The following is a 14,008-nucleotide window of genomic DNA, read 5'->3' on the forward strand; positions in this document are numbered from 1 at the left end:
GTCGTTGGTGCCGATAATATTGATCGTGATGGTCTGACTCGCGGAACCGTCGGCCGATTTCACTGCAAAGGTCTCGGTCCGAACCTGACCTTCAGCAAGGTATTGAACCTTGCTGTTATCGGCATTGAAGGTCCATAGACCGTCAGCCGTAACGGAGAGCGAGCCCAACGAGGAGGTGGCACCATTAGTCGTTCCACTGACGCCCGTGAAGGTCACGCTACCCGGCTTGAAACTCGACTGGCCAATATCGATGTCGGTTACCGAGAGCGAACCCGTGGTAGCAAGTTTCCCGCCGCTAACGTTGCTATCTTCCACGACGCTGCCAACAGCAGGGCCGCTGATGATAGCCACATCGTTCGTACCAACGATCGTCGCAGTCAATGTGGTTACTGAAACATTGCCGTGGCCATCACTGACGGTGTAACTGATCTGGGACGTGGTTTTTTCGCCCGCAGCGAGTGAGTTGTATGTATCGCCCGGCAAAAACCGATAACTGCCGTCGGATTGAACGATGAACGTTCCGCCGTTAGAGCCGGCAATGGATTTTCCAACGCCCTCCGAGCGGCCATTGATCGCGACGACATGCAGCGTCGACTGGTCGCCACCCAAGTCAGCATCGTTGGCTAGAACGCCGTGCGCAGCATCGATGCTCAGCACCTGCTCCTGCTGGGTCGAGCCCGTGTCGGCAACCGCTGTCGGCGCGGTGATATCGACGCCGTAGCCATGGGTCGTCGTCGCCATGCCGGTATTGCCTGCGGCGTCGGTGTGAGACACGGACGCACGGATGCTGTCGGTGCCGGCACTCGCCAGCACCGATCCCGGCACCGCCACGCTGAAGATGCCATTGGCCCCGACCGTCGTGGTGTAGTTCTGGCCGCCCACGGAGACCGTCACCGTATCGCCTTGGACCGCGTCGCCGCCGGCGGTGCCGGAGACGCTGACGTTGCTCTTGGCTTCGGCCGCGTTGATGACGTCATCGCCGGCCACAGTGTTGAGACTGATCGAGACGCTCGGCGCGACGGTGTCGACGCCATAGCTGCCGGCGGTATTGGCGCTGCCGGTATTGCCCGCTGCGTCGGTGTGGCTGACCACTGCGCTGACGCTTTGGTGGTTCGCCAGCTGTGAGCCCGGCACGTTGATCGAGAACGAGCCGTCGGCTTTGACGCTGCCGGTATAGGTTTGATTTCCGACCGTCAGCGTCACGCGATCGCCGCTGGCGTATTCGCCGCTGACCTGGCCGCTCACTGGGATCGATTGGTTGGCTTCGGCCGCGTTGACGACATCGTCACCCGCGATGGTGTCCAGCGTGATCTCGAGCGTCGGCGCGGTGATATCGACGCCGTAGCCATGGGTCGCCGTTGCCGTGCCGGTATTGCCGGCGGCGTCGGTGTGACTGATCACCGCAGTGACCGTCGAGCCCGCCGCGCTGGCGAGGAGGCTGCCTGGCACCACGACGCTGAAGGTCAGATCGTCGGCGACCGCTGCCTGATACTGTTGGCCACCGATGGCGACGGTAACGATATCTCCGGCGACGGCATCGCCGCCCGCGCGCCCCGTCAGTGTCACGGGCTGCCCGGACTCTGCGGCATTGACGACATCGTCACCCGCAATCGTGTTCAACTGTACGGTTGGCGCCGGCGCCTCGAGATCGACACTGTAGGGCCGCGTCGATGTTGCCGTGACCACACTGCCTTCACCGACATGCGTCAAGGTCGCCGTTGCCGATGGAAATTGCGCTAGCAGGCCTCCCGGAACGACCACCGAGAAGCCAAGATCCTCGCCCAGAACCGTGGAATAGGCGACGCCACCAATCGTGACCGTGACCTGATCACCAGCGACGGCATCGCCGCCGCCTTTACCGCTGAGCGTAATGCTCTGCCCAGACTCCGCCAGAGTGACGATATCGTCGATCGCGATGGCATCGAGACTGACGCTGACCACCGGTGATGGCACAGCCCCCTCACCCGTTGCCGGACTGGGTTCGGGGCTGAAGCTCGCCGGCGTCACCGTCACTCGACCGAGATCCGAAAAAGATGCCGCATAGCGATAGTCGCTGACTTCTTCACGCCCGGTCCGGGCGATATCGAAGGGCGACGAGAAACCGCCCCCACCTGACTGGCTGCCACCACCGTCTGCGCTGGCACCTGCCGCCGGCGCTTCCTGGATCGCCGTCGGATCCTGACCGGAAGCGATGGCCGCCTGCAGTGCGGCAACGTCGGCATCCGCGGCAGCGGGATCCGGCGAGACGAACGTGGCAACACCCTCGATGACCTGCAGGAGCACCGACTGCCCTGCGTTCAATGGCAGGATCGTGCCGTCGGCAAGCACAAGCCGACCACCATCCGGGGCGAACAACGGGGCACCTTCTGGAATCGCCATTCCCTGAACCACGGGCTTGCGGGGTTCCATCAGGAAAACAATGCCATCCACTCGGACGATAGTGACAAGAGCAGCCATCGAATTACACCTCAGCAAAGCGGCGACGAGATGAGCCTCGTCCATGCGCGAAAAGTAACCGTTCTGTATCCAGACTCAACACAATTTTATTAATGACCCGATACATTCTAATTAACCCTAGCGCAAGCGTTACAAAACCTGAACGTATCGGGTGAATCCAATGTTACCGACCGTGGTTTCGATCGAAGCGCCGATTAGCATGCCGCTAGGCGGCGTTATAAGATCGAGCAGGGTCTGATCCCCCATAAATCCCACAACGCCCTCAATCAGCGAGCCCATCATGTCCGACGTCATCCCCTCCCGACTGCGCCGATACTGCTCCTCCCGCGTTCAGGAAATGCCCGACAACCAGATCGTCGCCGTCGCGGACCTGGCCCGTCATGACGCCTCGGTCGTGAGGCTATGGATCGGTGAGGGGGATCTGCCCACCCCGGATTACATCAAGCGGGCGGCGGTGGATGCACTGGGACAGGACGATACCCGCTACAGCTACTCTCAGGGCTTGCCCGAGCTTCGCCAGGCGCTCTCCGACTACCATCGTCGGCACTGGCAGGTCGATGTCTCCAGCGATCGCTTCTGTGTTTCCATTGGCGGCATGAATGCCGTCACCATGGCGATGCAGGCGATTCTCGACGAGGGTAGCGAAGTCATCATGCCGACGCCCGCCTGGCCCAATGCCCGGCAGATGATCGAGATCGTCGGCGGAGTGAACGTGTCGGTCGCGTTCGACTTCTACCCGGATGGCAGAATCGAGCTCGATCTGGACAAGCTGTTCGCGACAGTGAGCGATCGCACTCGCGCGGTTTTCATCAACTCGCCTTCCAACCCCACTGGCTGGCGCATGCCGCGCCGGGACATGGAGCGGTTGCGAGACTTCTGTCGGGAGAAAGACCTGTGGATCGTGGCCGACGAGGTCTACAACCACTTTGTCTATCAGGATGAGGGGGATGAAAGCGAAGGACCCGCGGCCTCTTTCTTGCAGATCTGCGAGCCGGGCGACAAACTGCTGGTGACCAACACGTTCTCCAAGAACTGGTGCATGACCGGCTGGCGCGCGGGCTGGATCGTGTCCCCGCAGGGTATGGATCAGCTTTTTGCGCGACTGTGCCAGTACAACACCACCGGCGTGGCATCGTTCATCCAGCGGGCCTGCATCGCGGCGCTGGAAGGTGGCGACGCCTTTATCGCTGAACAGGTCGAACGCTGTCAGGCCTCGCGGGACATTCTGGTCGAAGGTCTGGCGGCGCTGGACAACGTGACGGTGTTTTCTCCGCAGGGCACCTTCTATCTCTTTTTCAAGGTGCACGGTCTGGGCGGCTCGAGCCTGGACACGGCCAAGCGGATTCTGCGGGAGGCCAAAGTCGGCGTGGCGCCAGGCAGCGCTTTCGGCCCGGAGGGCGAAGACTATCTGCGGATCTGTTTCGCCATCGACCCCGCGCTCGCCAGAGAAGCGCTCGATCGCCTGGTCCCGTTCCTGGCCGCGCTGGCTGAGGCATCACAGGACGTCACCGTCTGACTGCTTGCCGTCCGGAACGAATCTGCCCGGCGTCATGGGCCGGGCAGTCGTGACACCAGACGCGAAACCGATCAGCAGGCCGACAGTCGTGCCAGTAGCTCGCTGCGGCGCTCCTCTGGCATGAACGCGACCTCGATCGCGTTGCCCGCCAGTTGCCTGAACAGGTCGCGATCCCAATCGAAGGCCTCGAAACAGGCGATGTAGTTCTCCAGCACCCCGCCGCCGAAATAGGCCGGATCGTCGGAATTGAGCGTCACTTTCACCCCCTGCTCGAGCATCGCCGGCAACGGATGATCGGTCATCGCCTGGACGACCTTCAATCGCACGTTGGAAAGCGGGCAGACCGTCAGTGGAATCTGCGACTCACGCAGACGCGCCACCAGCTCGGCATCCTGAAGACAGGCCACGCCATGGTCGACGCGGCAGATATCGAGCACGTCCAGCGCCTCGCTGATGTAGGCTGCCGGGCCCTCTTCCCCGGCGTGCGCCACGCGAGGAATGCCCAACGCCTTGGCCCGTTCGAACACGGCCGCGAACTTGGCGGGCGGATTGCCCATTTCCGCACTGTCGAGACCGACGGCATCGATCAACTCGTAATAGGGTGCCGCCTTCTCCAGCACGTCCATTGCCTCGCCTGCGTCCCGATCGCGCAGGAAGCTCATGATCAGCGCCGAAGTCATGCCCCAGCGTCGCTTCGCATCGCGCATGGCGCGAGTGAGCCCTTCGAACGGCACCGCCAGCTCGACACCACGACTCAAGTGCGCCTGAGGATCGAACGACAGCTCGACGTGCACCACGCCCTCTGCCTGCGCGCGTTCCAGATATGCCATCGCCAGGTCATGAAAATCCTGGTCGGTGCGCAACACTCGCATTCCTTGGTAATAGAGATTCAGGAACGACTGCAAATCGCTGAAATCGTAGGCCGCACGCACCTCATCCACCGTTGCGTAGGGCAGCGACACGTTATTGCGCGCCGCCAGCGAGAACATCAGCTCCGGCTCCAGCGAGCCCTCGATGTGTAAATGCAGTTCGACCTTGGGTAACTCACGCAGCCAAGTCTTCACGAGCGCTCCTCGCCATTGGAATGGATGCGACTCAGGATGCCGAAAATGATTCGTGGAGGAAAGCCGACCGTTCTACACCCGCGTCGTCAGCACCTTGATACCCAGCGCGATCATCGCCACACCCAGCACCCTATCGATCCAGTGGCTGAACCGCTTGAACGCACGATGAATCGGCGGCGTAGAGAGCAACAAGGCCACCGCCGAGAACCAGCCGAGCTGGATCAGCATGATCCAGGCGCCGTAGATGGCGATCTGGTAGAGCGACATCGACGGTGACAGCACGATGGTGAACAGCGAAACGAAATAGATCGGCGCCTTGGGGTTGAGCGCGTTACAGAGAAATCCCATACCGACCGTGCGTAGCGCCGAACGGGGAGGCAAGACTGCCACCGCCCCCGGACTCGCTTCGGTAAACGCCGGACGCGAGCGTAATCCCTTGACGCCGAGGTAGAACAGGTAGGTTCCGCCCAGGAGCTTGATCGCCCACAGCGCCTCAGCGGAGTTGGCGATCACCGCGGCAAGCCCGAAGGCGGAATAGACGATGTGAATGGACAGCCCCAGCGCGATGCCGAGACTGCAAAGCAGCCCGATACGCTTGCCATGATTCAGTGTCTGCTGGGTCACCAGCACGAAGTCCGGCCCTGGCGAGGCCGCCGCCAGCAGGTGCACGAAGGTGATGACGATCAGACCGTGTAGCATTTCCATGGAAATCCCTGCGATGCTGGCGTGAATGTGAATATGACGACATGCTGACGAGCGCGCCCCACTTTGGTACGGAATGGACCATGATCGAATATTTTCGCCATCAAGCCTACTGCAACCTGTGGTCGAACCATCGGCTGCTGGAGGCCTGTGCCCGCCTGTCCGAGGACGCGTTTCATGCGAGACGGTGCAGCTTCTTCCCGTCGATTCACGCCACGCTCAATCATATCCTGATCGTAGACGCCTACTATATCGATGCCCTCGAAGGCGGCACGCTGGGCCAGCGGGCCTTCTATGACGAGCTGCCCTACTCTCGTGTCGACACGCTGTGGCCCGCCCAGGAAGCGCTGGATAGACGCTTGATCGCGATCTGCCACGCGCTCGACGACGCCTCGCTGGCCGCCGACATCACGCTAGCGCGGACCGAGCGCCAGCAGCGCGAGCCTGCGCACCGGGTGCTGGCTCACCTGTTCGTGCATCAGACGCATCACCGCGGCCAGGTTCACGCCATGCTCTCGGAGACCGACGTCGCCCCGCCGCAGCTGGACGAATTCTTCATGCTCGACGAAGCGCCGCTACGGCGAGAGGAGTTCGCGGCATTGGGTATCAGCGAAGCGCAGGTGTGGTCCACGCTTCGCTGATTCCCGTCAAACCCGTTGCCGATGGGCCTCGGCCAGTTCCGCCATGCTGTTGAAACGGAAGTCGACCGAGGGCATGTCGCCAGGGTTCATGGTGGCGCCAAAGCCCTGTTTGTCATGGCGGCGGTAGATCCAGCAGTTGGCCAATCCATTGCGGTTGGCCGGCTGATGATCATGGAACATGCTCTCGGCGGTATGCAGGATCTGAGACTTGTCGATGCCGCGCTCGCCGAGCTTCTCCAGCATGTAGTCGAAGTTGCGCTGCGCCGGCTTGTAGGAGCCGATGTCTTCGGCGGTGTAGACCGCATCGAACTCGACGCCGAGCTTGCGCTGGCTGTAGGCAAAGCTCTCGTTATCCACGTTGGAGAGCACGACCAGCTGGTAATGCTGCTTGAGATAAACCAACGCTTGGGCCGTATCGGCGAAAGCCGGCCACTGTTTGACGAAATCGCCGTAAGCCAGGCATTCGTCATGGGTCGCCGTCACACCCCACTCTTCCGCCAACCGTTTGTAGACCACGGCAAGCAGCAGCCGGTACTGCAGATGCGGCGTGTATCGCTGCTGGCTCGACTCGTGGCGGGCATGCGCCTCGAGAATCTGGTCCCGGTTCAGGTTTCGCCCGGTGCGCTCGAGCAGTGGCTGCAGCCCGGCCACCATGCCGCTCTCCCAATCGATCAGGGTGCCGTAGACGTCGAACGTCAGAGTGGTGAAATCGGTCAGTTGCATGAAAGTCTCTCTAGTAGGTGTCCGGTCGTATCGGGAATGGGTCAGTGGACATCGGGCCCAAGGGTCGAATGCATCCCTCGATGACCTGTCGGTCATCAATCGGTATCGGCGCTGAGCAGACGCATCGCCACCTGGAGTTGTAGCCGGATGTCGGCGTCATTCAGGTTCATGGAGAGCGCCGTCTCCAGTCGTTCGATCCGATAACGCAGGGTGCTGATATGGATATCGAGCGCCCGCGCCGTCTGCGCCAGCTGAAAACCGCTATCGGCCAGCGCCGTGAGCGTCTCGAGCGCATTATGGCGCCTTGCCCCCGTACCCAGCGCCTGTGAAATACGGGCCAGAAACAGTCGCCGCGCCTCACCGTCGCCCTCCAGCACGCGGGTAAACAGCAAGGTTTCGAAATCCCGGCGTTCGCCGGCCTTGAGCGTGGGCAGCAGTCGAGCCACGTCACCGGCACCCTCGGCGATCGCTGTCGCGCCCCGCACTTCACGGCTGACCGCCATGGCCGCCTCGCCGTCGCTCAACGCCCGCCACAGCATGTCGGTCGCGACATCGGCCCGCACCAGAAACAGCAACTGATTGAGCGATACGGAGATCAAGCGTGGCAAACCGAGCGCCTCGAGGTGCGCTCCCAGGCGATGCTCCCAGCGTTCGCGTCGCAGCAGGCCCTCCCGGCTCAGCGGTACCGGCTCGTTGAGCAGAATCGCGCAGACGTGATAGCCGGCGTGAGGATCCCACCCATGCAACGACGCCCGCTCCAGGGCCGCCGGCGTGGCCTCGAACCGACCCTCGAGCAGCGAGTCGACGAAGGCATAGCCGAGCCGGGTTTCCTGCGCCTGCAGCGCCCGCTGATGCGACAGGTGCAGCGCCGAGATCAACGCGGCCTGCTCGGCCGCGCGCTGTTCGAGCTCGCTGATGGGAGAGAGGGTTTCATCGATCCACAGGATCGCCGCCGCTTCCTGTATCCGCACCGGACAGGCCAGCATTCGCCGCCCGGCCTCATCGTCCGAACCGCCCAGAGAGCGAGCGGTGGCCGCGCTGAGAAAACGGGCATCGGTCAGCATGGCCGGCGTGGGTAGGCGCATGGCGTCGAACTCGGCGCTGCCGCCCAGCCATTCGCCCTCCAGCCCGGTGAAGAGCACGTCCCGCTCGAGCAAAAGGCTCAACGCCGTGGCGATGTCGCCCAGGCTATGCGCCGTCAACGCCGAACGGGTGAGATCGCGGTGAATGCGTTCCGCCCGCGCGATCAGCTGTCCCTGACGTGCAATCAGCCAGGCATGCACTTCTTCGGTGATCTGGCTGAACGGAACGTCCCAGGGGATCTCCAGCAGCGGGAAGTCGAGCGATTCGGCAACATGCCGGCTGGTCTCCGGAAAGGCGGTCAGAAACCGGGGCACCGCCAGCGCCACGCCGGCCAGGCCCTTTTCGACCAGCGCCTCGATCAGCGCTCGCTCGGCCTTCGGCTCGTCGGGCCAGTGATAGCCGGTGGTCAGCAGTAACTGGCCTTCACGAACCCAGGCGATGATGTCGGGATGATCGACCATATGAACCCAGCGCAACGGCCGCCCCAGCGAGCGCTCTCCGGCCACCACGCGGGCATGGCGCAAATTGGTTTCCCGCAGCGCCGTGGCAAGATCGAGTTCGATCGGCAACCGCGCGCCGACGGGCGCTTCATCCCGGTTCGTCATCAGCCGTCCAGTCGCGTCGAGACGAACTTGAGATCGAGATACTCGTCGATGCCGTAGCGACCGCCCTCGCGGCCGAGACCGCTATCCTTGACGCCACCGAACGGCGCCTGCGGTACGGAAGGCGCACCGTCGTTGACCCCAACGATGCCGTAATCCAGCGCCTCGGAGACGCGTGTTGCCCGCCCCAGATTGCGCGTCCACAAGTAAGCGGCGAGCCCGAACGGCGTGGCGTTGGCCGCCGCGACCCCCTCTTCCTCGCTGTCGAAGACGATCAGTGGCGCCACGGGCCCGAAGGTTTCCTCCTGCATGATCTGCATGTCGCTGGTGACGTCCGCCAGCACCGTCGGCGCGACGAAGAACCCGTCGACATCCCGCGCCGCCGTCAAACGCTTCGCGCCCTTGGCCAGCGCATCGTCGATGTGGGACTGCGCCTTGTCGCGCCCGGCCTGGCTGACCAGCGGGCCGATCTGGGTCGACTCGTCCTCCGGCTGGCCGACGCAAAGCGCGTCCACCGCAGCGGTCAGATGCGCGGAGAACGCCTCGAGAATGCCGCGCTGTACGTAGATGCGGTTGGCGCAGACACAGGTCTGCCCGCCGTTGCGAAACTTGCTCGCCATCACCTCGGTGACGGCGGCCTCGATATCGGCATCGTCGAAGACCAGGAACGGGGCGTGACCGCCCAACTCCAGCGACATCCGCTTCATGGTCTCGGCCGACCTGGCGTAGAGATGCTTGCCGACCGGGGTGCTGCCGGTAAAGGTCACCTTGCGGATGCGTCGGTCGCTCATCAGTTCATCGCTGATTGCGGCCGGGCGCGCGGCTGTGATCACCTGGAACACTTCTGGCGGCCCGCCGGCCTGCTGCCACAGCTGGGCCAGCAGCAGCGCCGTGATCGGCGTCTGCTCCGCCGGCTTGACGACCACCGAACAACCGGCCGCCAGCCCCGGTGCCACCTTGCGGGTGATCATCGCCGCCGGGAAGTTCCAGGGTGTGATCGCCAATACCGGGCCGACCGGCTGACGCAGCACGGCGAGCCGCTTGTCAGGATGCTGGCTTGGCAGGATGTCGCCGTCGATACGCTTGGCCTGCTCGGCGTACCACTCCAGGAAGCTGGCGGCGTAGTCGACTTCGCCCCGTGCCTCGCGGATCGGCTTGCCCATCTCCCGCGCCATGGTCACGGCGAGGATCTCCTTGGCTTCCAGCATCGCCTGGTGCCACGCTTTGAGCAGCGCCGCCCGCTCGAAGGCGGTAGTCTTGCGCCAGCACTCGAAGCCACGCTGGGCGTTGTCGGCGGCCAACTTCGCCTGCTCGACGCCGCAGTCGGCGACTTCGGCAATCACCTCTCCGGTTGCGGGAGAGCGCAAGGCGTAGCGCCCCGTGTCGGCGTCGTCGAAGCCGACGATCGCGGCGGGATAGTAGGCCGCGTCAGCGGGAGCCCGAAGCTGCGCGGATGGATTCTGACGAGACATTGACGAGGAGGACGTTGAGGAAAGAGCCATCGATCCGGTCACCTGTTCGGAAAGTAGGAAGTTCAGTCATCCTACCCGCGAGACAAGGCGAATACTTCATTCAAAAAGCAGTACGTAGCGGCGCTTTTTTACGACTCAAGAGAGGAGGCATTAAACGACTTCCACGTTCGAGGCGTCACTATCGCTCATTGAATCGCGCCACGTCCGGCCCGGGTCGCCAGTGGTCAGAAGGGTATCGAAGTCGGAAAGATCGGCGAAGAACGCTGCGCGCATCACGTCGAGCTTGCTCTCGTCGGCCACCAGAATGCGCCGCGCCGCGTGCTCGATGGCAGCCTGCTTGGGCGCCACTTCGTGAAAGTGGAAGCAGCTTGCCCCCTTGTCGGCATGGACACCGGCGGCCGAGATGAGCGCCTTGTTGATACCCAGCCGGCGAATCGAGGTGGTGACGTCCTGGCCCCCGAAAGAGTCCGAAGCGGCGTAGTAGAGCCCCCCGAGCACGACGAGGCGCATGTTGGGCATCTCGCGCTGACTGAAGGCGTTGGCGACGTTGAGCGCGTAAGTGACGATGGTCACGTTCATCTCGCGGGGCAGCAGCGCACATAGCGGCATCAAGGTGGTGCCGCAGTCGACGAACACGGTATCGCCCTCCTCGATCATCGCCGCCGCGGCTTCGCAGAGGCGCTGCTTGGCCCTGGCGTAGCGGTCTTTCTGTGCATCGAGATTGTAAGCGGCGGCGAACTGGGGGTTGTCGGCCATGACCAGATGGCCGCCGAAGGAAACGATCGCGCCGTTACTGGCGGCGATATCCCGTCTCACCGTCATCTCCGAGACCTCGCACAGCGTCGCCGCCTCGGCCAGTGGAAGGGTCCCACTCCGCCTGATCGCTTCACGAAGTCTCTCTAGCCGTACGGCGCTGCGGCCATTCATGACCTTCTCCCGATGTTGTCTGCCCCTCGACCTTATCCCCGATCCCTCTCTGGAACGCAACGAGGAGCCTGGAGGCTCCTCGTCGATAACGCCCATCGCTCTCGGACCGGAACGTTCAGACCAGAACTGCCAGACCAGCGCTGCCCAGTCAGAACTGCCAGCCGACCCCGAAGTAGTAGCCCCAGCCGGTGGAGCGCAGCTCGAAACTGTCGCCATGGCTGTTGGGGAACGGCGCCATTTCGCCATCGTTCCACTGGCCACCGTTATGAAAATAACGCGCCACTGCCATGAACCGTAGATGCGTGAATTGATACAGCAGCACGTTGGTCGCCACGGTCGACTCGTTGGTGCGCGTCGGATCGTTGTCGCCCAGATCCGAGCCGAAGTCATGATTGGTGAAACCGACGTAGACCAGCGAGGCACCGTTATCGAAGCTGCCCAGCGGATAGGAGTAGTTCAGCTGCGCGCGATAGCCGTCCCAGGAATTTTCGTTGGCGGCACCGTAGTTTTCCCACTGGCGACGCTTATAGACGTTGAACGAGAGCCCCAGCGGCGAACCGGTGTCGATATCGGTGCCCAGGCCGGCATAGAGCGTATTCTGGCGGCTTTCCGTGGTGTGGCCCCAGTCGAAGATGTAGTCGAAGGCGACGAACCACTCCTTGAACGGACCGAAGCTCAGATCCTGACCGGTCATGTCGTCGATCGACAGCCGCGGTTCCAGCTCCATGAAGACCGGCGAGCCCTTGTCGAAGATGCCGCTGTCCGCTGCATTGCCGGTACCGAAGAATTTCGGGAAATCGATATAACCGTAGAGGTCCAGCGGCCCCTTGCGACCGAAGAATTCGTACTCCAGGTAGATATCGTCGACCTGCTGCGGCCCGAACCGGATGTTCTTGCTGCCGATGACGGTGAGGTTCTGGTGATACCAGTCGGACAGATAGGGCCCGTCGGCGGTCTGCCCCTCTGCCGCCGGCCCTTCGTCCGGCGTCTCCTGCTCGATGACCGGCGCGTCGCCCTGACCGTCGGCGGCCCAGGCCGGGAACGCGGCCAGCGTCATCGCCCCCAATCCCAGCGACACCGACAGCGCCAGATGGCGAGATCCTCCTTTCGGCCACCATTCCATAGCACCCATTGGCCGTGCGATTCGTTCTACCATGCCATTCCCCTACTCTTATTGTGTTGTCATCGTGACGTCATTGCGGCGGCGTCATCGTCCAGACGGTTATCGCCGATTTGTGACTATTTTTTCATTCCCCTGACCGCCCGTGGCTGGCACAGGCATGCCATCTCGTCACTGCTACGCAATGGTGACTCGGAAATAGGTCGTAAAGCACTACATATGGGCCCATTCTTTGTCCAAAAGTACTCTATGAGCTTGTGAGAATAAAAACAACAAGTGACGGGGAAAACCAAAAAATGTTAAAAACATCTCAAGAAGATGTCCTGTCGAAAGGCGTTTTCTACCCATCAGGACCAACACCAAGGACAACAACATGACACTCATCATGGGTCTGGTCGGCGTCGTCGTGCTGCTGCTGATCGCGCTGATCTTTTCGAGCAACCGCAAGGCGATCAGCCTTCGCACCGTCATCGGCGCCTTTGCCATTCAAGCCGGCATCGGTGCCTTCGTGCTCTACGTGCCGTTCGGCCAGGCCGTGCTGGGATCCGTCTCCAGTGCCGTTAGCCAGGTCATCAGCTATGCCAACGACGGCATCGGCTTTTTGTTCGGCAACCTCGCCGATCCGACCAATGTCGGCTTCGTCTTCGCCATCAAGGTGTTGCCGATCATCATCTTCTTCTCGTCGCTGACGGCCGTTCTCTACTATCTGGGCATCATGCAGTGGGTCGTGCGGATTCTGGGTGGCGCGCTGCAGAAGGTACTGGGCACCTCGCGCACCGAGTCGCTCTCCGCCACCGCCAACATCTTCGTCGGCCAGACCGAGGCACCGCTGGTGGTACGCCCGTTCCTGGCCAGCATGACCCGCTCGGAACTGTTCGCGGTCATGTGCGGCGGGCTTGCGTCCGTTGCCGGCTCCGTTCTGGCCGGCTACGCCGAGCTCGGCATCCCGATGGAGTATCTGATCGCCGCCTCGTTCATGGCCGCGCCAGGCGGTTTGCTGTTCGCCAAGATCCTGATGCCGGAGACGGAGAATCCCGACGATGACACGCGTCAGGCCAAGGATGTACTGGAAGCCGAGGACAAGCCGGCCAACGTACTGGATGCCGCCGCCTCCGGTGCTTCGTCGGGCCTGATGCTGGCCGCCAACGTGGGCGCCATGCTGCTGGCCTTCATCGGTCTGATCGCGATGATCGATGGCATCCTGGGTGGCGTCGGCGGCTGGTTCGGGATGGGTTCGTTGAGTCTGTCGATGATTCTCGGCTGGCTGTTCTCGCCGCTGGCTTTCGTGCTCGGCATTCCCTGGCATGAAGCGACGCTGGCCGGCTCCTTCATCGGCCAGAAACTGGTGGTCAACGAATTCGTGGCGTACATCAATCTGGCGCCCTACATCAGCGGCGACACCGTGGTGGAAGCGACCGGGCAAGCGATGTCCGCCCACACCGCCGCGATCCTGTCGTTCGCGCTGTGCGGATTCGCCAATCTCTCCTCGATCGCGATCCTGCTCGGCGGTCTGGGCACGCTGGCCCCCAGCCGTCGCCCGGAGATCGCTCGGTACGGGCTCAAGGCGGTACTCGCCGGCACGCTCTCCAACCTGATGTCTGCCACGCTAGCCGGGATTTTTCTGTCGCTGGCCGGTACTGCCTGAACCGGGATGCGTATCGCATGATCGCCATGAAACCCAGGCAGACTCGGCGGAGACAT

At 62.6% G+C, this 14,008-nt stretch carries 11 protein-coding genes; 3 read left to right on the forward strand and 8 right to left on the reverse strand.

Annotated features, from left to right (window positions below):
* On the reverse strand, positions 1 to 2,457 hold a 2,457-nt coding region (locus DOM36_RS07490; protein ID WP_198651234.1), incomplete at its 3' end, for a retention module-containing protein.
* A gap of 280 nt (positions 2,458 to 2,737) precedes the next feature.
* Here DOM36_RS07490 and DOM36_RS07495 point away from each other — a divergent pair.
* A complete protein-coding gene (locus DOM36_RS07495) occupies positions 2,738 to 3,973 on the forward strand; it encodes a pyridoxal phosphate-dependent aminotransferase (RefSeq protein WP_110642329.1) in 1,236 nt (411 codons plus the stop codon).
* A gap of 71 nt (positions 3,974 to 4,044) precedes the next feature.
* Here DOM36_RS07495 and DOM36_RS07500 read toward each other — a convergent pair whose 3' ends face one another.
* Both DOM36_RS07500 and DOM36_RS07505 read right to left on the reverse strand, forming a co-directional pair.
* On the reverse strand, positions 4,045 to 5,037 hold the full coding sequence (locus DOM36_RS07500) for an adenosine deaminase (RefSeq protein ID WP_110642332.1): 993 nt from the start codon (positions 5,035 to 5,037) through the stop codon (positions 4,045 to 4,047).
* Positions 5,038 to 5,109: 72 nt separating this feature from the next.
* On the reverse strand, positions 5,110 to 5,742 hold the full coding sequence (locus DOM36_RS07505; RefSeq protein ID WP_110642334.1) for a LysE family transporter: 633 nt from the start codon (positions 5,740 to 5,742) through the stop codon (positions 5,110 to 5,112).
* An 80-nt stretch (positions 5,743 to 5,822) separates the two neighbouring features.
* Here DOM36_RS07505 and DOM36_RS07510 point away from each other — a divergent pair, with 80 nt between their 5' ends.
* Positions 5,823 to 6,380 carry a DinB family protein gene (locus DOM36_RS07510; RefSeq protein WP_075571506.1) on the forward strand — a complete coding sequence of 186 codons (558 nt, stop codon included), beginning with the start codon at positions 5,823 to 5,825 and terminating at the stop codon, positions 6,378 to 6,380.
* Between the two features lie 6 nt (positions 6,381 to 6,386).
* On the opposite strand, the gene DOM36_RS07515 is transcribed toward DOM36_RS07510, so the two are convergent.
* The 5 genes from DOM36_RS07515 to DOM36_RS07535 all read right to left on the reverse strand — a co-directional run bounded on the left by DOM36_RS07515 (position 6,387) and on the right by DOM36_RS07535 (position 12,319).
* Positions 6,387 to 7,103 (reverse strand): haloacid dehalogenase type II, encoded by a 717-nt coding sequence (locus tag DOM36_RS07515; RefSeq protein WP_075571507.1) that lies wholly within the window; start codon positions 7,101 to 7,103, stop codon positions 6,387 to 6,389.
* Between the two features lie 95 nt (positions 7,104 to 7,198).
* Positions 7,199 to 8,791 carry a PucR family transcriptional regulator gene (locus tag DOM36_RS07520; protein WP_075571508.1) on the reverse strand — a complete coding sequence of 531 codons (1,593 nt, stop codon included), beginning with the start codon at positions 8,789 to 8,791 and terminating at the stop codon, positions 7,199 to 7,201.
* Positions 8,791 to 10,290, reverse strand: a complete 1,500-nt coding sequence (locus DOM36_RS07525) for an NAD-dependent succinate-semialdehyde dehydrogenase (protein WP_232823764.1) — start codon at positions 10,288 to 10,290, stop codon at positions 8,791 to 8,793. The genes DOM36_RS07520 and DOM36_RS07525 overlap by 1 nt, the downstream gene beginning before the upstream one ends.
* 120 nt (positions 10,291 to 10,410) lie before the next feature.
* Entirely contained in the window at positions 10,411 to 11,187 is a 777-nt protein-coding gene (locus DOM36_RS07530) for a DeoR/GlpR family DNA-binding transcription regulator (protein ID WP_075571509.1), read from the reverse strand.
* Between the two features lie 148 nt (positions 11,188 to 11,335).
* Positions 11,336 to 12,319: a nucleoside-specific channel-forming protein Tsx gene (locus DOM36_RS07535; protein WP_198651235.1), complete on the reverse strand. Its 984-nt coding sequence runs from the start codon at positions 12,317 to 12,319 to the stop codon at positions 11,336 to 11,338.
* 361 nt (positions 12,320 to 12,680) lie between these two features.
* On the opposite strand from DOM36_RS07535, the gene DOM36_RS07540 reads away from it, so the two are divergent.
* Positions 12,681 to 13,952, forward strand: a complete 1,272-nt coding sequence (locus DOM36_RS07540) for a NupC/NupG family nucleoside CNT transporter (protein WP_110642338.1) — start codon at positions 12,681 to 12,683, stop codon at positions 13,950 to 13,952.
* Positions 13,953 to 14,008 lie beyond the last annotated feature (56 nt).

The sequence above is a fragment of the Salinicola sp. CPA57 genome, assembly GCF_003206035.1.
Classification (GTDB): domain Bacteria; phylum Pseudomonadota; class Gammaproteobacteria; order Pseudomonadales; family Halomonadaceae; genus Salinicola; species Salinicola socius.

What these genes read in the sequence shown, in the direction of transcription:
- DOM36_RS07510 (WP_075571506.1), top strand. Translation starts at nt 5,823, where the DNA reads ATGATCGAATATTTTCGCCATCAAGCCTACTGCAACCTGTGGTCGAAC.
- DOM36_RS07495 (WP_110642329.1), top strand. Translation starts at nt 2,738, where the DNA reads ATGTCCGACGTCATCCCCTCCCGACTGCGCCGATACTGCTCCTCCCGC.
- DOM36_RS07505 (WP_110642334.1), bottom strand. Translation starts at nt 5,742, where the DNA reads ATGGAAATGCTACACGGTCTGATCGTCATCACCTTCGTGCACCTGCTG.
- DOM36_RS07530 (WP_075571509.1), bottom strand. Translation starts at nt 11,187, where the DNA reads ATGAATGGCCGCAGCGCCGTACGGCTAGAGAGACTTCGTGAAGCGATC.
- DOM36_RS07525 (WP_232823764.1), bottom strand. Translation starts at nt 10,290, where the DNA reads ATGGCTCTTTCCTCAACGTCCTCCTCGTCAATGTCTCGTCAGAATCCA.
- DOM36_RS07535 (WP_198651235.1), bottom strand. Translation starts at nt 12,319, where the DNA reads ATGGGTGCTATGGAATGGTGGCCGAAAGGAGGATCTCGCCATCTGGCG.
- DOM36_RS07520 (WP_075571508.1), bottom strand. Translation starts at nt 8,791, where the DNA reads ATGACGAACCGGGATGAAGCGCCCGTCGGCGCGCGGTTGCCGATCGAA.
- DOM36_RS07515 (WP_075571507.1), bottom strand. Translation starts at nt 7,103, where the DNA reads ATGCAACTGACCGATTTCACCACTCTGACGTTCGACGTCTACGGCACC.
- DOM36_RS07540 (WP_110642338.1), top strand. Translation starts at nt 12,681, where the DNA reads ATGACACTCATCATGGGTCTGGTCGGCGTCGTCGTGCTGCTGCTGATC.